We start from the raw sequence: 19812 nt of genomic DNA on the forward strand, positions 1-19812 counted from the left end.
TAGTTCGCCTCCCAATCAGGCGAACCCAAGGGCAACGCCCGCTCAAGCACCTGCCCCGTCTAAAGGGGCAGGTGCTTTTCTCCCTACCCACAATGCGCAGGCGGAGCGGAGGGGTGGAAGGAGCCGTAGGAAGCGAAGCGTTCGCCTTTGCAATCCGGTTTCCCACCTCCAGTAAAGTTCTTACTCCAATCGAGGAAAACCGGAGTACGACAGCGATCCGCAGGCCCTTCCACCCCGAAGCGTCTCCCCTCCACCTGCGCAAAAACACTAAATTTTCCGCCACATAATCCATGTTCCTCCCCGCCGATTTAAGGCATCATGGAATATAGAACATTCTGCCCAAGGAGCTGACCTTAACCATGAGTATCGAACAGTATCAAAACACATTCGTCCAGCAAGTTTTCGCCGATCGGATCGGTGGAGCCAACTACGGCAAGGACACCAATATTTATAAATTCGAAAAAATCAAACGCGCCAAAGCGGCAGCACGCCAAGCTTTCCCCGATGTCGAGCTGATCGACATGGGCGTTGGCGAACCCGATGAGATGGCGGACGCAGGCATCGTAGCGAAGCTTGCCGAAGAAGCGGCAAAGCCTGAAAACCGCGGTTATGCCGACAACGGCATTCCGGAATTCAAAGCCGCTGCGGCTCAATACCTGGCTGACGTTTTCAAAGTCGAAGGCATCGACCCAACAACAGAAATCGTGCACTCGATCGGCTCCAAGCCGGCGCTTGCGATGCTGCCGTCCGTGTTCATCAACCCAGGTGACGTGGCAATCCTGACGGTTCCGGGTTATCCCGTTCTGGGCACGCACACGAAATACGTGGGCGGCGAAGTGCACAACGTACAACTGACCCAAGAAAACGACTTCCTGCCGGATCTGGAGTCTATTCCGGCCGATATCGCGAAGCGCGCCAAGTTGCTGTACCTGAACTATCCAAACAACCCGACAGGCGCAAGCGCGACTCCGGAGTTTTTCGCCAAAGTCGTAGAGTGGGCGAAAGCCAACGAAGTGATCGTGGTCCACGATGCTCCTTATGCCGCGCTGACGTATGACGGCCTGAAGCCGCTTAGTTTCCTGAGCACGCCGGGTGCAAAAGACGTCGGTATCGAGCTGCACTCCCTGTCGAAGTCGTACAACATGACGGGTTGGAGAATCGGATTCGTGGCGGGTAACCCGCTCATCGTCAAAGCTTTTAGCGACGTCAAAGACAACAACGATTCCGGTCAGTTTATCGCGATTCAAAAAGCGGCTGCTTACGGTCTCGCTAATCCGTCGATCACGGAACAAATCGCAGACAAATATTCCCGTCGCCACGATATGCTCGTAGCGGCTTTGAACGAACTGGGCTTTACCGCAACCAAACCGAAAGGCTCGTTCTTCCTGTACGTACAGGCGCCTAAAGGCATCAAGGGCGGCGAAGCTTTCGGCAGCGGCGAAGCATTCTCGCAATTCCTGATCCGCGAAAAATTGATCTCCACCGTGCCGTGGGACGACGCGGGTTCGTTCGTGCGTTTCTCCGTTACCTTCGAAGCCAAAGGCGAAGCCGAAGAAAAACGCGTCATTCAAGAAATCAAAACCCGTCTGAGCGACGTGGAATTCGAATTTTAAAAGGATTTCCCGCGTTTGAACCTTACCGTTTGATGATTCGTAAACTGAAAAGCCGACCTCCGAATATTCGGAAGTCGGCTTTTTATTGTGCTTTTGAAAAGATTGCTGAATTTGCGCTTGCGTAGTAAAAGCTTAATCGATTTTAAAGCGTTCAACCTCGCCTTGCAGCTGTTCCGCGAGCGAGGCGAGGGAAGAGGCGGATTCGCCGATCTGTTCCATCGAAGCCAATTGCTCTTCGGCGGCCGCCGCGATCTCGTGCGTGCCCGATTGATTGGCTTCCGCCGCTTTGGCGATCTCGCGGACGGACTGCGCGACTTCTTCGGCGTGCCCGGCCACTTCGCCTACGCGAATATTCATTCCGCCCAGATCGCTCGCGACATGTTCGGAAGCGGTTTTGAGACGGCGAAGATTCCCGGCAGTCAATTCGGCGCTTTCCAACCCTCCGGTCACGGATGAACGAATCTTGACGAACGTTTCGAGAGAAGCGTGAATATCGGCAACGATATCTTGAATCAGACCTTCAATGATTTTGGCCGAGTCGGCCGACTGCTGCGCCAACTTTTTCACTTCGCTGGCGACGACAGTGAAGCCCAGTCCCGCTTCGCCGGCTCTTGCCGCTTCGATCGAAGCGTTGAGCGCGAGCAGATTGGTTTGCGAAGCGATCTCGTCGATCGTATGCAAAATTCCGGTGATCGTTTGCGATTTTTCGGCCAAACCGGAGATGACGTCACCGCCTTCGCGGACCGAGCCGTCGATTTCGCGAATCCGCTCCAGCGTCCGGTCTACCAACAGATCGCCTTCTTCGGCCATTTCCGCCGATTGCCGCGAAGAAGCGGAGAGGCGTTCCGAATCGCTGCGGATTTCTTTTAACCAGTCGAACACTTCCGCCAATCTGCGCGAGCTTGCCGCCACGTTGTCGCTTTGACGTTCGCTGACATCGGCAAAGCCTTCGATCGCTTCCGTGATTTGCCGGCTGGCTTTGCCCGTATGCTCCGCGCTGGCGCTGAGTTCTTCGGAAGAAGCGGCTACGTCGGATACCGATCCGGTAATCGAGCGCACAAGCGCGCCGAGCGAAGCGTTCATACTGCGGAACGAAGCGGCGAGCTGCCCGATTTCGTCCCCGCTGCGATCGTCCACGCTGCCTGTCAGATCGCCCGAACTGATTGCTTCCGCCGCTTGGGCCACGCGGCGCAAACGACGCGCGATCGAGCGGGTCAGCAACCAGATAAAAGCGCCTCCGACGATAAGCGAAACGGCGAGCACGATCAACATGCGATGCAGGATCGGCTGGGCGGCTGCCTGGATTTCGCTTTCGTAATAACTGCCCGCGATGATCCAGCCGCTCGATTCGTTTTTCTCGTAAACGAGCACTTTGGCTTGACCGTCAAACGTGTAATCGAATTGGCCCGACGATTGCGGTTCGTTCGACAATCGGGTAGAAATGGTATCGCTCGAACCGGCGTCGATCGTAGGATGCGAAATATAGTTGCCGCTGGACGTCACGATAAAGGCATAGCCTTCCGAGCCGATATGGATCGACTTGGTCGTATCGAGCAGCGAAGTGATCGAAATATCGAGTCCGACCACGCCGCTGCCGTCATTCAGGCTTTTGGCGATCGTGATGCCCGTCGTGCCGGTCGAAGCCGAGATATAAGGTTCGGTGACGACGGCTTTGCCGGGCGTTTTCATCGCCAACGTGTACCAGTCGCGCGTGCGCGGATCGTAACCGTCGGGCAGATTATCGTAAGTCGACGCGATATAGACGCCGTTTTCCGACCCTGCGTAAGCAAGATCGATATCGTTTTGCGTCAAATCGTACGTTTCGAGAGCCGCGTTGGTGATGCCGCTTTCCGATCCGGCCGCTGCGAAAGATTGCCGATCCAGCGTGGAAGCCAGATAATCGACGGCGGTTATCCGGGCTTGAAGATCGCGCTCCACGATCGCGTTCATCGTTTTCACGCTTGAAGTGGCGCTGGTCATCATTTCCTGCCCGAGCGCCGTTTTGGCCGATTGATAAGACAAAACGGCAGAACTAAGTAGCGATACGATCAAGATGGCAATAAAAAAGATCAGCAGTTTATTGCCCAATGATAACGAAACGCGTTTTCCTTGCAAAAATCCCATGTTTAGTTTTCCCCCTCTGGTAGACGCAAGCTAATACCATGACCGATGGACGCAACCTTTAGAGTTGATTCGGTCATGGTACTTAATACGTTGTGAGTAAACGATCAAGTGTTCAAAAAAACCGTTTGCGTTCCGCGTACACCCGGTCTATACATACCGTTTATTTCGGCAAAACCAAAAGGAAATTCCAGCAAACGTTTTCGATATTAGGCCTATTTCGTGCATGAAACAAAGTTTGCAATGAATAAAATTCTAAATGATGGAAATCTAAACGTTTCACCTGTAGGATATTTTTTTGAAAGAAAATCTATAATAAAAAATCGTTGAATGAATATGAATTTAGATGTATAATTATTAAAAATGGCAAAATAAATATACATAAAACATTGTTTTTGTGTATAAAGAATGTATAGATCGTTCGTATAGGTTTATTCACAGGCAAAAGGCAGCGCGCAAGCACATCCAAACAGGTGGTTGACAGGAGATAACCCTTCTGTCATAATTCATTGCAACAGAGGCGGAACTTGCGCCCAATGAATAGCACCTTTAATTCAGTCCCGTGAGACTGGCAAGGTAACGTGAACGACGATTCACTAAAAATACGTCCGCCGAGAGCGGAACGATTTTTAGCGCTCTTCGTCGAATCAACATGTCGATTTCGACTCCTTGTCCGCCTGGGCAAGGAGTCTTTTTGTATACAGATACAAGAAGAAACCGACGTTCACGGGGCCGAAGGGTGACAAACCTTTTGCCTGAGGAGGCGCACACATGAACGAAACACACGTCATTATGGATGAAGCCGCTATTCGCCGAGCACTGACACGGATCGCCCATGAAATTTTGGAGAAAAACAAAGGGATCGAAGGCTGCGTACTCGTTGGCATCAAAACGCGCGGCGTGCCGCTGGCGCAGCGGATTGCCAAACGCATCTTCGAGATCGAAGGAACGCCGGTCACTTGCGGAGAGATCGACATCAGCTTGTACCGCGACGATCGCCAGAAAAGCGAAGCTACGATCAACTGCCAGGAATTGTTCGGCGAATCCCAAATCTCTATCGAAGGCAAAACCGTGATCCTGTTCGATGACGTACTCTACACCGGCCGCACGATCCGCGCCGCGATGGACGCCCTGATGGATTGCGGAAGACCGCAAATGATCCAACTCGCCGTACTCGCCGACCGCGGACACCGCGAACTGCCGATCCGGGCCGACTACGTAGGAAAAAACGTGCCGACCTCGCGTACGGAAGAAATCGAAGTCTTTTTGACCGAGATCGACGACAACGAAGAAGTACGCATCAGCAGCCGCCGGGAGGTGCTGGTATGATCGCCTACCGCTCCTCGCTTCGCGAACGCGAACTGCTCGGCCTCAAAGACTTGAGCGCCTCCGAGCTTGACTCGATCCTGCTGAGAGCCGCTTACTGGGAAAGCCATACGGAAAAAAGAGCGCCGATCCTGGAAGACCGCTTTATCGCCAACATGTTTTTCGAAAACAGCACGCGTACCCGATTCTCGTTCGAAATGGCGCAAAAGCGTCTCGGCACGCAGGTATTGAACTTCGCGGCTGCCGCTTCCAGTATGGAAAAAGGAGAGTCGATCTACGACACGGTACGCACGCTGGAAAGCATGGGCATCGACGCGGGCGTGATTCGCCTGAAGCCGATCGGCGTGCTGGAAGAATTGGCGAAGCAGGTACGGGTACCGCTGATTAACGCCGGAGACGGCAACAACGAGCATCCGACGCAAGCGCTGCTGGACGTGTACACGATGCGCAAACAGTTCGGCGAGATTCGCGGCCTGACCGTTTCCATCATCGGAGACGTCAAGCACAGCCGGGTGGCGCGCTCCAATCTGTGGGCGCTGCGCACGCTGGGCGCTACAGTGAAATTCTGCGCGCCGGACAGCATGAAAGCGCCGGAGTTGGAAGCTTACGCGCCGTACGTCAGCATGGAAGAAGCGCTGAACGCCGATGTGGTCATGATGCTGAGAGCGCAGCTTGAGCGTCACGGCGAAGGCATCCTGAAGTCGAAAAGCGAGTATCGCGCCCAATACGGATTGACGACGGATCGCGCCAAAACGATGAAGTCGCACGCGATCATCATGCACCCGGCCCCGGTCAACCGCGACGTCGAGATCGACGGGGATTTGGTCGAAGCGCCGAACTCGAAAATTTTCTCGCAAATGAGCAACGGAGTGCCGATCCGCATGGCGGTCGTCGAACGGGCATTGAGATAAATAACAGAAGCGGCAGATCGAACATATAGATAGAAGCGAAAAAAGAACGGAACCGGAGGGACTTTTAACAATGACCAAGTATGCAAATGTAGAGGTATGGATTCAAAATGCAAGCGTGCCGGGCGAACAGGGCAACCGCGACATTCTGATCGGAGGAGGCAAGGTGCTGGCAATCCTGAGCGATACGGAAAAGCCGGCGGCGAGCGATGTGAACGGAGCTGCACTGAAGGTGTACGACGCACAAGGCAAGCTGGCAACACCGGGTCTGATCGACATGCACGTGCATTTGCGCGAACCGGGCTTCGAGCATAAAGAAACGATCGAGAGCGGCGCGCGTTCGGCGGCGCAAGGCGGATTCACGACGATCGCTTGCATGCCGAACACCAAGCCGGTAACGGACAACCCGGAGACGGTCAAGCTGGTGTTGGACAAAGCCAAAGAAGCCAACCTGGTTAACGTACTGCCTTACGCGGCGATCACGAAAAACGAACAAGGCCAGGAATTGACCGACTTCGAAGCATTGAAAGCGGCAGGCGCGATCGGCTTTACGGACGACGGCGTAGGCGTGCAAAACGCGCAGATGATGAAAGATGCCATGACCCGGGCAGCCGCGATCGACATGCCGGTCATCGCGCACTGCGAAGACGACTCGTTGGTCAAAGGGCTGTACGTGTCCGAAGGCAGCTTCTCCAAAAAACACGGCATCAAAGGCATTCCGAACGAGTCCGAAGCGATCCATGTCGGCCGGGACGTGCTGCTGGCCGAAGCGACAGGCGCGCACTACCACGTCTGCCACGTCAGCACGGAACAGTCCGTTCGATTGATTCGCTTGGCGAAATCGGTCGGAGTCCGCGTCACCGCCGAAATTTGTCCGCACCATCTGGTGCTGTCCGACGAAGACATCCCGGGCATGGATACGAATTGGAAAATGAACCCGCCTCTGCGCACGCCTCGCGACGTCGCGGCCTGCATCGAAGCACTGGAAGACGGCACGATCGACATCATCGTCACCGACCATGCGCCGCATAGCGCGGAAGAAAAAGCGAAAGGCATGGAGCTTGCGCCATTCGGCATCGTCGGCTTCGAAACGGCTTTCCCGCTGCTTTACACCGAATTCGTCAAAACCGGCCGCTGGAGTCTCGACTTCCTGGTCCGCCGCATGACCCAAGACCCGGCAAGAGTGTTCGGCCTGCAATCCGGCAAACTGGAAGTCGGCGCCGTCGCCGATATCGCTATCATCGACCTGGAACTCGAAAAAGCGGTCGACCCGGAAACGTTCGCGACCAAAGGCCGCAACACCCCGTTCACCGGCCGCAAACTTTCCGGTTGGCCCGTCATGACCCTCGTAGCCGGCCGCGCCGTCTACGGAGCGGACCTGGCGCAACCCGTCAATGCTTAACACGGACACAAACCGCACGGTCAGGCACTTCGGAGCCTGACCGTGCAAGCAAGTCCGGCGTTTTGCGAAAAGCGTTAACGGTCTGATCCTTTTCGCATCATCGCCTTAACCGCGACCACCCGAAGAAAAATCTTCTTCTATATAAAACTAGCGTATGCAAGCTCTACCGAACCGTCGAGAAGTTTGAGCATCAAACTTCAATGACGCTTTCCAAACCAAGCTTTTAATCTCTTAAGCCTTTAATCTCTAAATCTTTTCCGCTTTTAAAAAGGTAACTTCACCCACCAACAGGAGCGGAGGGCTGAAGAGGAGCTGAAGAAGCGAAGCGCTCGCCTTTGAAATCCGTTTTTCTCCCACAAGCTATGTCTTAATCCAATCAGAGAAAAACGGATTTCAACAGCGATCGAAAGCCCTCTTCAGCCCGTAGCGTCTCCATCCCCACCCACCAATAAGGAGGATTCACCCATGCAGGCAAAACTTCTGCTCGAAGACGGCACCCTTTTCACAGGTCGCTCGTTCGGCGCTCAAGGCGACACCACCGGCGAGGTCGTGTTTAATACAGGCATCACAGGTTACCAGGAAGTGCTGTCCGATCCGTCGTACTGCAACCAGATCGTGACGATGACCTACCCGCTGATCGGCAACTACGGCATTACCCGCGACGACTTCGAATCGGTCCGCCCGTTCGTGAACGCCTTCGTCGTGCGGCGTTACGAGCCGGTGCCGAGCAACTGGCGCGCCGAGTACACGCTGGACGAATTGCTCAAAGAGCACGGGATCGTCGGCATCAGTGATATCGACACCCGTATGCTGACCCGCATCCTGCGTAACCACGGCACGATGCGCGGCATTTTGACGGCAGGGGAGCATTCGGTCGAAGAACTGCAAGAAATGCTGCTAACTTCCGCACTGGTGAAGGATCAAGTGCAAAAAACCTCGACGCCGCATGTGTATAACAGCCCGGGCCACGGCGAACGCATCGTGCTGATCGACTACGGCGCAAAAAGCGGCATCGTGCGCGAACTGAGCGCGCGCGGCTGCGACATCGTGGTCGTGCCGCAAGACGTGACGGCCGAACAGGTCCGCCGCCTCAATCCGGACGGCATCCAATTGTCCAACGGTCCCGGGGACCCGAAAGACGTGCCGCACGCGGTAGAAACGATCCGGGAACTGCTGGGCGAATACCCGATCTTCGGCATCTGTCTCGGACACCAATTGCTGGCGCTGGCCGGCGGAGCGGATACGGAGAAGCTGAAATTCGGACACCGCGGAGGCAACCACCCGGTAAAAGAGCTGGCGACCGGCCGCTGCTACATCACGTCGCAAAACCACGGGTATACCGTCAAAGAAGATTCGCTTGCCGGTACCGATCTGGAAATCACGCATATCAATAACAACGACAAAACGATCGAAGGCGTGCGCCATACGAAATTCCCGGCGTTCTCCGTACAATATCATCCGGAAGCCGCCCCCGGGCCTTTCGACAACAGCTACCTGTTTGACCGCTTTATCGAAATGATCCGCGAACATAAAAAGAGCAGTCCGAAGCAGCCGCGTCAAGCCGCTATGATGGCCGCCATGAGAGGAGCACGCTAATTATGCCGAAAAACGATAAACTCAAAAAAATCCTGGTGATTGGCTCTGGTCCAATCGTCATTGGTCAAGCCGCCGAATTCGACTACGCCGGAACGCAAGCGTGCCAAGCCTTGAAGGAAGAAGGCGTCGAAGTCGTGCTGATCAACAGCAATCCGGCGACGATCATGACCGATACGAACATGGCGGACAAAGTCTACATCGAACCGATCACGCTCGACTTCGTAACGCAAGTCATCCGCCACGAACGCCCGGACGGCCTGCTGCCGACGCTCGGCGGACAAACGGGTCTGAACATGGCGGTCGAACTGGCGCGTGCAGGCGTGCTGGAAAGCGAGAATGTCAAGCTCCTGGGGACCCAATTGCACTCGATCGAAAAAGCCGAAGACCGCGACCTGTTCCGCGAACTGATGCGCGAGCTGGAACAGCCGGTACCGGACAGCGTGATCGTGACGACGCTTCAGGAATCGCTTGATTTCGCGGGCGAGATCGGGTATCCGATTATCGTACGCCCGGCTTATACCCTGGGCGGAACAGGCGGCGGCATCTGCGCGAACGAAGAAGAACTGCGCGAGATCGTAGCTTCCGGCTTGCGCTACAGCCCGATCGGACAATGTCTGGTCGAACGCAGCATTGCAGGCATGAAAGAAGTCGAATACGAAGTCATGCGCGATGCGAACGACAACTGTATCGTTGTGTGCAACATGGAAAACTTCGATCCGGTCGGCGTACATACCGGCGATAGTATCGTCGTAGCGCCGAGCCAGACGCTGTCCGACCGCGAATACCAAATGCTGCGCTCCGCGTCGCTGAAAATCATCCGCGCGCTGAATATCGAAGGCGGCTGCAACGTGCAGTTCGCGCTCGACCCGCACAGCTTCCAATACTATGTCATCGAAGTTAACCCGCGCGTCAGCCGTTCGTCGGCGCTTGCTTCCAAAGCGACAGGCTACCCGATCGCGAAAATGGCAGCCAAAATCGCGATGGGCTACACCCTGGACGAGATCGTCAACCCGGTTACGGGCCAGACGTACGCTTGCTTCGAACCGACGCTGGACTACATCGTATCGAAAATCCCGCGCTGGCCGTTCGACAAATTCACGCGCGCCAACCGCAAGCTGGGTACGCAGATGAAAGCGACCGGCGAAGTCATGGCAATCGGCCGCACGTTCGAAGAGTCGATTCACAAAGCGGTCCGCTCGCTGGAGATCGGTACGCACCGCCTGCTGCTCAAAGGGGCAAACGAGCTGTCGCAGGAAGATCTGGACTATCGTTTGGCGAAGCCGGACGACGAGCGCATGTTCCTGGTTGCCGAAGCATTCCGCCGCGGTTACACGCTGGAAAGCATTCAGGATCTGACGAAGATCGACTGGTGGTTCCTGGACAAGATCGAACGCATCATTGCTTTCGAGACCGTATTGGCCGAAACGGACGAGCTGACCGACGAGCTGCTGTACGAAGCGAAAAGAATGGGCTTCACCGACCGCGCGATCGCCGAGCTGCGCGCTCCGGGGCGCGAAGGGGGCAAGCTGACGAAAGAAGCCGACGTGCGCGCCTACCGCAAAGAAATCGGGTTGGTTCCGGTCTACAAAATGGTCGATACGTGCGCGGCCGAATTCGAATCGGAAACGCCGTATTACTACTCGACCTACGAGCAGGAAAACGAAGTGACGCAAACGGACAAAAAGAAAATCATCGTGCTGGGTTCCGGTCCGATCCGGATCGGGCAAGGCATCGAATTCGACTACTCGACCGTGCATGCCGTATGGGCGATCCGCAAAGCCGGATACGAAGCGGTCATCATCAACAATAACCCGGAGACGGTATCGACCGACTTCAATACGTCCGACCGCCTGTACTTCGAGCCGCTGTTCTTCGAAGACGTGATGAACGTAATCGAGCAGGAGCAGCCGATCGGCGTCATCGTGCAATTCGGCGGGCAAACGGCGATCAACCTGGCGAAGCCGCTGCAAGACGCGGGCGTCAACATTCTCGGCACGGCGCTGGACAGCATCGACGAAGCGGAAGACCGCAAGCGTTTCGAAGCGCTGCTGTCCCGTCTGAACATCGCGCAGCCAGCGGGTAAGACGGTGACTTCGGTCGATCAGGCCATCGAGACGGCACAAGGTCTTGGCTACCCGGTACTGGTTCGCCCTTCGTACGTCCTGGGCGGCCGCGCGATGGAAATCGTGTACTCCGACGAAGAGCTGCTCAGCTACATGGAAGAAGCCGTGAAGGTCAACCCGGACCATCCGGTCTTGATCGACCGCTACATGCTGGGCAAAGAAGTCGAAGTCGACGCGATCTGCGACGGCGAGACGGTACTCGTGCCGGGAATCATGGAGCATATCGAACGCGCGGGCGTTCACTCCGGCGACTCGATCGCGGTGTACCCGCCGCAGCATCTGTCGCAGACTTTGAAAGACAAAGTCGTGGACATCACCATCCGTATCGCGAAAGAACTGAAAACGATTGGCCTGGTCAATATCCAGTTCGTCATTTTCAAAGACGAAGTCTACGTGATCGAAGTCAACCCGCGTTCGTCGCGTACGGTTCCGTTCCTGAGCAAAGTAACGGATATCCCGATGGCGAATCTGGCAACGCAAGCGATCCTCGGCGTGAAGCTGGCGGATCTGGACTACAAAGAAGGACTGTGGCCGGAAAGCAAGCAGGTCGCGGTCAAAGTTCCGGTGTTCTCCTTTGCGAAGCTGCGCCGCGTCGAGCCGACGCTCGGTCCGGAAATGAAGTCGACAGGCGAAGTCATGGGCCGCGACAAACATTATGCCAAAGCCTTGTACAAAGGTCTGGTCGGCGCCGGCATGAAGATCCCGTCCACGGGCTCGATCATCGTAACCGTCGCAGACAAAGACAAAGCGGAAGCGGTCGAGCTGATGAAAGGCTTCTACACGCTGGGCTACTCGCTGATGGCGACAGGCGGAACGGCAAAAGCGCTTGAAGAAGCAGGCATTCCGGTGACTCGCGTCAACAAACTGAGCGAAGGCGAGCCGAATATTTTGGACAAAATCCGCAATGGCGAAGCGAACTTCGTTTTCAGCACCTTGACCAAAGGCAAAACACCGGCGCGTGACGGATTCCGAATCCGCCGCGAAGCGGTTGAAAACGGAGTTGTGTGCATGACCTCGCTCGATACGGTAGCCGCGTTGCTCGATATGCTGGAGACGGTAAGTTTCACTTCCCGTGCGATGCCGGTAAGCGCCCAGCCCCAATAAACAATCACATATCCGAGCGGTTTTCCCGGCAGCAGCGGGCGAGCACGGTTGAACGGAAGGCGCCACGCAGAGTTCTGCGGGCGCCTCTCCTGTGCGCTCGGATGAGCCGGGCTCTCAAATTCATATACGGAGGACATTTATGACTTCGATCACTAATGAAAAACTAGCACAGCGGCTGATGGTCGCACTCGATTACCCGGATGATGCTTCCGCACGGGAAATGATCCGCAAGCTGGAAGGCATTCCTTGTTATATGAAAGTCGGCATGCAGCTTTTTTACCAAGCAGGCCCTAAATTTGTGGAGGAACTGAAGTCTTTGGGCTATTCGGTTTTTCTCGATCTGAAAATGCACGATATCCCGAATACGGTCAAAAGCGGCGCGAACAGTATCACCAAGCTGGGCGTCGATATGTTCAACGTCCATGCGGCCGGCGGCTCGGCGATGATGTCGGCCGCGATGCAAGGCGTAGAAGAAGCGCTTGCCGCGGATTCGTCGCTAAAGCGTCCGTGGGTGATCGCGGTCACGCAGCTGACCAGCACGAATGAGTTGACGATGAACGAAGAAATCGGCATTCCCGGCAGCGTGGAAGATGCCGTGATCCGTTATGCCAAATTGACGGCGGCGGCAGGATTGGACGGCGTGGTAGCTAGCCCATTGGAAGCGGAAGGCATCAAATCGGCTTGCGGAGCGGACTTTCTGACCGTAACGCCGGGAATTCGACCTGCGGGCAGCGCGGCCGACGACCAGTCACGCACGAAAACGCCAGGTCAAGCCATTAACGGCGGCTGCGATTACATCGTAGTCGGACGGCCGATTACGGCAGCGGCAGATCCGAGAGCGGCGGCGCTTCAGATTTTGGCGGAGATGGAACACGGACAAGCCTGATCAAATTCGAAATTCTGGAGGAACATGAATATGACGACACAAACCACGATCGAAGCTAAAATTGCGGCGGATCTGTTGAATATCGGTGCGGTAGCTTTGCAGCCGGACGAGCCTTTTACCTGGACATCAGGCATCAAATCTCCGATTTACTGCGATAACCGTCTGACGATGGCTTACCCCGAAGTACGTGATCGGATTGCCGAAGGCTTTGCGGAAATGATCCGTACCCGGTACCCGGATGCGGAAGTCATTGCAGGGACGGCAACAGCCGGTATCCCGCATGCGGCTTGGGTGGCCCAGAAGCTTAATCTACCTATGGCTTATATTCGCGACAAAGCCAAAGGGCATGGCAAACAGAACCAAATCGAAGGCCTGATCAAAGAAGGACAAAAGGTCGTCGTGATCGAAGACCTGATCTCCACAGGCGGCAGTTCGCTCAAAGCTGCCCTGGCTGTGCGCGAAGCAGGAGCGGAGCCTTTGGCGGTGCTTGCGATCTTCAGCTACCAGTTGGATCGCGCGATTCAAGCTTTTGCCGAGGAAAATGTTCCGCTTGCGACATTGTCCAATTACACCGCTCTGATGCAGACGGCGCTGGAGCTGGGAACGATTCAAGAAAGCCAGGTCGAATTGTTGAAATCATGGCGTGAAGACCCGTCGGCTTTCGGTAAATAAGCTACTAGACAACTGTACAGCGTAAGCCGGACTTCCAGAGCGGAATTCCGGCTTTTTGCTTTGTGACCGACTTCGTATCTGGACGGCATGCTCGCAATGAAGTAAGCTGATTTTAAACAATCATTCGATGCGCAACCTATTCGCCTAACGCAGCGTCCAATATAAAGAGATGTTAATCCATTGGTTAACGTTAACCTACCCGTATGCGACAACGAGAGGGGCAGAAGGTCATGCAGAAGGAGAAAGGCCTTTCCTGGAAAGGTGTTACGGCCGCCCTGACAGCGTTGTTTTTACTGCCTGGGTGCTTTTCGGCTAGTAGCGAGCAACCGTCTGTAGAAGCACCGCAAGAAGGAGTATCCAGCGGCGTGAAAAGTGAAGAGTCAGAGGTCACAAACACGCTGCGAATCGGAATTGTTACCGGAGAAGCGGAAGATCGGTATTATCGGGAAACCTATACGGATATTTATGAATATATGCACCCGGAATTGAACATCGAGATTGTGCCTGCGATCGATACGACGCGTTATCGCTATCTGGAACCGGATTCGGAGCAGGTACGAGCCCAGGCGCCTCTTGAGGAATTGCAAAAGTTAACCGAAGGAAATGGCTCGGTTGATGTGTTGATTTTGGACCCGGAGCTGCTTCGTTCGGCCGTTGGAAAGGGATGGACGCAGCCGCTTGCTCCTTATATGGAGAAAACAGGCGAAACCGAACAGGAATTTGCGCCTGCTGTGATCAACGGACTCAAGGATCTGGGCGGAGGAGAGATTTACGCGCTCACGCCGGAGTATGCTTCGTCTGCCTTGTATTATAATGTCGATTGGTTTGAACGCAATAACGTGAAGCCCCCCGAGGACGGAATGACTTGGGACGAGGTGTTCGCTTTGGCGCGTGCTGCTAGCGGCGAAGATGAAAAAGGGAATCCGGCTTACGGGTTATCTTTTACCCAGACGTTGGCGGAAGATCCTTTGTGGGCGATACGCGCGTATACAGAGCCTTTAGGCCTGTCTACCTTTGATTTGGACTCGGAGGAGATGACGGTCAATACGCCGCAGTGGCTGGAGCTTTGGACGACGCTAGCGGATATGGCGAAGCAGGGAGCGATTCCGCTGGCGCTTCGTCCGGCGACCGATCCCGAGGCATATGATCCGTTTGGCGGTGACCTGTTCCTCGGCGAAAAGGTAGCCATGACTCTCGCGGATAGCAGCTATGCTTCCGATCTGCAAACGGCAGCGCGGAATGCGGAGCGAATCAGCGGCTTTGATCCGTTTGAATGGAAAACGGTGACGGTTCCCGTGCATCCGGGCAAAGAAGATATCGGTTCCGGCGTGAAGCTTGGAGATACCTTCTCAATTGTCTCGTCAAGTACGCATAAAGACGAGGCTTGGGAATTTATTCGTTTTGTTACAGGGGAACGTGTGCAGAAAATGGAATTGCATGATCCGTATCGGATGCCAAGCCGTTTGGACGCTATCGCATCGGAGGCCAACAAGTATGGCTATAGAAGCGACGCCTTCACGAAGCTGCGACCTGCCGAGCCGATTGCGGAGCGGGAGGATCAAGCTATTCAGGCGAATCCGCAGTTGTGGCAGATCGGCGATACGGGAAGGCAATTGTTCCAGCATGTGCTGGAAGGGCGGATTCCTGCGAAGCAAGCTTTGGAGCAATGGGAGAATGAAGGACGTCGCTGGTTAAAAGGGCCGTTTACGGATGAAGGAACGCTGACGTTCGGCAGCGAATCTCCGCCGTGGCAAACGCTCCTATCCATATTGAATTCAAAAACATCTTGACTTACTTGGCAAAAAAAGCTATACTATTCATTGTCGCTGTTCGAAATAAACAGCTTGTACAATGTCGCGGGGTGGAGCAGCTCGGTAGCTCGTCGGGCTCATAACCCGAAGGTCGCAGGTTCAAATCCTGCCCCCGCAATTAAAGTTTGGCTGTCCCGAATCGGCCTTACGGCTGCATTTGGAACCAGGACCCTTAGCTCAGTTGGTTAGAGCTACCGGCTCATAACCGGTTGGTCACAGGTTCGAGTCCTGTAGGGTCCATCATGGCAAATCCCCTTACTCTTTTGAGAGTGAGGGGATTTTTGCTGTTGGATGTTAAAAAACCACGCCTGCCGACGCATAACCGTCTAGTCATTTTATACTGAATTTTTTTACATTCTGTCGAAATTAATCGCCTCGATCTTCCGATATATACAAAAAGCGAGTCATCTTGCTGTCGAGGAGAAGGGGAATATGAACAAGGAAGCGGGAAGGTTCGACCAGGGAATCAAATTATCCACCGTGATCGGGTTATTGTCGGTTTTTATCCTTTTATCGGCGGCCGGGATCGGGTCGTATATGAGTTATGTCAACGGACGTGAAGCTTTGGCTGCGCAAACGCTCCGTTTGAACGAATACCATGCAGGCGAGCTGGCGAGGATTAGCAGCACGGCGATCGAAACGATGCAAAATTCGTTGCTGGAATCGGCCGATTACGCGGCTGCGATCGATTCTTCGCCGGAGATGATTCAGCGCAACCTGGATTATTTCAAAAAGTCGAGCGGCTTTTTTAACTCGGTCGTCATCATCGACGAGCGGTCGGTTTTGACTTACAGCGCGCCGGATATCGGCCTGACCGGAACGACGATTACGACGCCGCAGCTGGTGAAAGCTTTATCCGCGAAAATTCCTTCGATTTCGCCGCCGTATATCGCGCCGACCGGGCGATATATCGTAACGGTCAGCCAACCTTTATTTTCCCGCGACGGGGCGTACCATGGAATTCTTGCCGGTTCGATCTACCTCGAAGAAGAAAATCGGCTGGGCGAAATTCTGGGTACGCACAATCACAAAGCCGACGGCTCTTATTTTTACGTGATCGATAAAGCCGGCAAATACGTATACCATCCTAACGAGCAATGGATCGGGCAGGAAGTATCCGATACGATGGTCCGCCATGCTTTTTCGGGCGGAGGCAGCGGAACGGCCACGATCGATCAGCAGGACGGCGAGCGCTTTTTGGCCGGTCACGCGATGATCCCGCAAACGGGCTGGTGCGTCGTGTTCCAGACTCCGTACACCAACGTTCTGCAATTCGCCAAAGCTTCGACGCTGGAAACCGGACTGTATATGCTTCCCGGCATCGCCGTCGTGCTGCTGCTCACGCTGTTCGTGTCCCATAAGCTGTCGATGCCTTTGCATACGCTGGCCCGGTATATCGAGCATCGCGCCAATCGCGGAGCGCCCGAAGAAGTGCCGAACGTGCACGATTGGAATTACGAAACGAAAATGCTCAAACAAGCGATTTTGCTGGCCGAGCGAAAAACGCGCGAAGCGGAAGCCTATTTGCTGCGCGAAGCCAATCACGATCCGTTGACGGGAGTGCTGAACCGCCGGACGCTGGAGCGTTTGACCGAGGAATGGATTCGGGAAAACAAGCCGTTCGCGGTCGTTTTTCTTGATATCGACCATTTCAAAACGATCAACGATACGTACGGCCACCAAAAAGGCGATGAAGTGCTCAAAGAACTCGGCGCGATTTTGTCGACCCATACCGGACTGCATAATCATTGTTTCCGTTACGGCGGCGAAGAATTCGTGCTTCTGCTGTCGAACGTTGAAGAAGGCGAATCGCTGATCGCGGCCGAGCGTATTCGTCAAGCCGTCGAAACCAGCCTGATGCCCGTCCCGCGACGGATCACGGTCTCGCTCGGGATCGCGGTCCGCCAAGACGAATCGGCTTCGGAACTGCTGTTTCGGAAAGCCGATCTGGCTCTGTATCAGGCCAAAGAATCGGGTCGCAACCGCAGCATCGTATTCGAATAACGAACAGCCCGCCGGAAAAGGAGTTACACATCCTTTTAAGCGGGCTGTTTCAGTATGGATGCTGCTTTATGGATTCATCGCAGAAAATACGATATTCCGTAGCTTGCGCGTGATCGGGAGTGTCCCGGCATCTCTTTTTTGCACCATAAACAGGAACGTCAGCTTGTCCTGCGGACTGTTGGTGAAGTAGGCGCCCAACCATCCGTCCCAGCCGTATTCGCCTACGCTACCCATCAGGCCGGCTTGCCCGGGATGGGTCAGGATACGCATTTGATTGCCGTAGCTGTGCCCGACAAGGGAATGCCAGCCTTCGAATCCTTTTTGCTGCGAGGAAGTCAGACTGGGGAGTGTCATTTTTTGAACCGTTTTCGGATTCAGCAGTCGGACGTCGTTCAGTTGCCCTTCGTTCATTAGCATCGTAGTAAACTTCGCCGCATCGGTGATCGTGGAAGCCAGCCCTGCGCCGCCCGATTCGAATGCCGGCTTGCGATCCAGTTGATGCACCACGCCCAGATGGTTGTCCGTATACAACTTCAATCCGCCTGCGCCGTCATTTTGAACGGTTTTCGCCAATCGGTTGCGTTGAGCTTCGGATAGCCAAAAGCCTGTGTCGGCCATTCCTAAAGGTTCAAAGATTTCCTGCTCCAAAAACTCACCGTAACGCTTCCCGCTCACCTTCTCCACGATGGCACTCAGTACATCCCCGGAAGCGCTATACGTCCAATCGGAGCCAGGCTCAAAAGCCAACGGACCTTCGCCCAAACGGCTGGCAAACTCTAATGTGCTCATCGGCGTATCGCCTTCAAGACGTTGATTCAGCTCCCGGAAAAGAGCATCGGTATGCCGTCCCGCCTTATTTTCTCCGCCATACACCAGCCCCGAAGTCATGTTCAGCAGATCCTGAATATTGACTTCCCGCATCGCAGGAACCAACTGTCCGTCTTTTTCTACCTTGGGATTGCGGAAGCTTGGAATGTAAAGGCTTACCGGATCAAACAGATCGATTTCCCCGCGCTCCAACAGCATCATCACCGCAGTGGCCGTGATCGGCTTGGTCATCGAATACAGACGGAAGATCGTATCGCGAGTAATCGGGCTTTGGCGGTCCGGATCGGCGAAACCGTCTTGATGGTAAAATACTTCCTCGCCGTTTTGGATAACCATCAGATTAGCGCCGGCAATTTCGTGGTTTTCGATACTTTTTCTCATCGTTTGTTGCAACAGCTTGGCTGTATGTGCCTCTAGCATATTCGTTAACTTCCTTTCCTGATCCTCTTTCTTATCCTGATAAATCGTAAGCCGATTTTGGAGGTTTGTACAGAGTGAGATTTAACTTTTACGTGTTTTCTTTATTTCCCGGGCAATGTAGGGGATAGCGTCCGCAGACTTTTCCGATACCCGCTGGGCGTGCGTCCGGTGAACTTTTTGAACTGCCGCATAAAGTGGGTCTCGTTCTCGTATCCGCAAAGAGCTGAAACGACGCCGACAGACTGAGAGCCGTTTTCGAGTAGGTATTTGGCGAATTCCAAGCGGCTGTGAATCATATCAAGCGAGACGGGGCAGCCAAACAATTCCTTATAGACATGTTGAAAATGGGAGCGGCTCAAGCTAACTTCCGCTGCCAGTTCGTCTATCGTATATCGCTGCTGCGGCATGCTATAGAGTCGGCTTCGGATCTCGGACAACTGCGGAAAATAACGATCCGTACGTTCGGGTCTAGGGCGCAGTCTACGCAGATTGCCGAGCTTCATCAAAAATCCGGTCAGGTCGGAAGAAATAATCCTTTCTTGCAGCGGTCCGCCGAGCCAGACACTGCGCTGAAGCTCCATCACCAAGCGTGATAGAGAAGCCGAATAGACCGCGGGAACAGGTTCGTCCAACGGAAGCTGTAGTTCACTGAGCAGCGCTTCCGCTTCTTCCCCGCCGAAATGCAGCCAATCGTTGACGAAGGAGGGGTCCAGATTGCGGTAACGATAAGGGGTGTCAGGTCGGAAAATCGTCCACGTATCCGGGTTCGCCATCCAGCTGCGTTCTGTAAGTTGCACCTGCGTCCGGCTTTTGAACAAGACGAAAACATAGTAACCCGAACCTTGCGGACGATCGATCAAAATCCCTTCGGGATGCGTCGAATTAAAGCCGCACTTCACCAATTTGAGCATTCGGTCCTCCTTTTATTCGCACAATGTGTCAGTTTTTGCTCATTATAGATTATCGCTTTGCATCTCTGCAAGATTTTATAGTAAAGG

13 protein-coding genes and 2 tRNA genes are annotated in these 19812 nt (G+C 54.5%); 12 read left to right on the forward strand and 3 right to left on the reverse strand.

Annotated features, from left to right (window positions below; genetic code table 11):
• Positions 1-359: 359 nt before the first annotated feature.
• Positions 360-1613 (forward strand): LL-diaminopimelate aminotransferase, encoded by a 1254-nt coding sequence (locus tag WKI47_RS10225; protein ID WP_340227031.1) that lies wholly within the window; start codon positions 360-362, stop codon positions 1611-1613.
• A gap of 132 nt (positions 1614-1745) precedes the next feature.
• On the opposite strand, the gene WKI47_RS10230 is transcribed toward WKI47_RS10225, so the two are convergent.
• Positions 1746-3737 carry a methyl-accepting chemotaxis protein gene (locus WKI47_RS10230; protein WP_340227032.1) on the reverse strand — a complete coding sequence of 664 codons (1992 nt, stop codon included), beginning with the start codon at positions 3735-3737 and terminating at the stop codon, positions 1746-1748.
• Positions 3738-4505: 768 nt separating this feature from the next.
• On the opposite strand from WKI47_RS10230, the gene pyrR reads away from it, so the two are divergent.
• The 11 genes from pyrR to WKI47_RS10285 all read left to right on the forward strand — a co-directional run bounded on the left by pyrR (position 4506) and on the right by WKI47_RS10285 (position 17566).
• Positions 4506-5063 (forward strand): bifunctional pyr operon transcriptional regulator/uracil phosphoribosyltransferase PyrR, encoded by a 558-nt coding sequence (gene pyrR, locus WKI47_RS10235; protein ID WP_340227033.1) that lies wholly within the window; start codon positions 4506-4508, stop codon positions 5061-5063.
• Positions 5060-5971, forward strand: a complete 912-nt coding sequence (locus WKI47_RS10240; protein ID WP_340227034.1) for an aspartate carbamoyltransferase catalytic subunit — start codon at positions 5060-5062, stop codon at positions 5969-5971. Before pyrR ends, WKI47_RS10240 begins: the two co-directional genes overlap by 4 nt.
• A gap of 70 nt (positions 5972-6041) precedes the next feature.
• Positions 6042-7370 carry a dihydroorotase gene (locus tag WKI47_RS10245; RefSeq protein ID WP_340227035.1) on the forward strand — a complete coding sequence of 443 codons (1329 nt, stop codon included), beginning with the start codon at positions 6042-6044 and terminating at the stop codon, positions 7368-7370.
• A 465-nt stretch (positions 7371-7835) separates the two neighbouring features.
• Positions 7836-8966, forward strand: a complete 1131-nt coding sequence (locus WKI47_RS10250; protein WP_340227036.1) for a carbamoyl phosphate synthase small subunit — start codon at positions 7836-7838, stop codon at positions 8964-8966.
• 2 nt (positions 8967-8968) lie between these two features.
• Positions 8969-12193 carry a carbamoyl-phosphate synthase large subunit gene (gene carB, locus WKI47_RS10255; RefSeq protein ID WP_340227037.1) on the forward strand — a complete coding sequence of 1075 codons (3225 nt, stop codon included), beginning with the start codon at positions 8969-8971 and terminating at the stop codon, positions 12191-12193.
• Positions 12194-12332: 139 nt separating this feature from the next.
• The gene (gene pyrF, locus WKI47_RS10260; protein ID WP_340227038.1) at positions 12333-13079 is read left to right on the forward strand and encodes an orotidine-5'-phosphate decarboxylase; all 747 of its coding nucleotides are present in this window, start codon (positions 12333-12335) and stop codon (positions 13077-13079) included.
• A 30-nt stretch (positions 13080-13109) separates the two neighbouring features.
• Positions 13110-13751 carry an orotate phosphoribosyltransferase gene (pyrE, locus tag WKI47_RS10265; protein ID WP_340227039.1) on the forward strand — a complete coding sequence of 214 codons (642 nt, stop codon included), beginning with the start codon at positions 13110-13112 and terminating at the stop codon, positions 13749-13751.
• Between the two features lie 230 nt (positions 13752-13981).
• Positions 13982-15541 (forward strand): ABC transporter substrate-binding protein, encoded by a 1560-nt coding sequence (locus tag WKI47_RS10270; RefSeq protein ID WP_340227040.1) that lies wholly within the window; start codon positions 13982-13984, stop codon positions 15539-15541.
• 65 nt (positions 15542-15606) lie between these two features.
• A tRNA-Met gene (locus tag WKI47_RS10275) sits at positions 15607-15680 on the forward strand.
• A gap of 48 nt (positions 15681-15728) precedes the next feature.
• Positions 15729-15802, forward strand: a tRNA-Ile gene (locus WKI47_RS10280).
• 192 nt (positions 15803-15994) lie between these two features.
• On the forward strand, positions 15995-17566 hold the full coding sequence (locus WKI47_RS10285) for a sensor domain-containing diguanylate cyclase (RefSeq protein WP_340227041.1): 1572 nt from the start codon (positions 15995-15997) through the stop codon (positions 17564-17566).
• Positions 17567-17632: 66 nt separating this feature from the next.
• On the opposite strand, the gene WKI47_RS10290 is transcribed toward WKI47_RS10285, so the two are convergent.
• Together WKI47_RS10290 and WKI47_RS10295 are read right to left on the reverse strand one after the other, a co-directional pair.
• Positions 17633-18814, reverse strand: coding sequence for a serine hydrolase domain-containing protein (locus WKI47_RS10290; RefSeq protein WP_340227042.1), 1182 nt, complete (start codon positions 18812-18814; stop codon positions 17633-17635).
• 101 nt (positions 18815-18915) lie between these two features.
• Positions 18916-19725, reverse strand: coding sequence for an AraC family transcriptional regulator (locus WKI47_RS10295; protein WP_340227043.1), 810 nt, complete (start codon positions 19723-19725; stop codon positions 18916-18918).
• Positions 19726-19812 lie beyond the last annotated feature (87 nt).

This window comes from Saccharibacillus sacchari (assembly GCF_037722395.1).
In the GTDB taxonomy this organism is placed as follows: Bacteria; Bacillota; Bacilli; order Paenibacillales; family Paenibacillaceae; genus Saccharibacillus; species Saccharibacillus sacchari_A.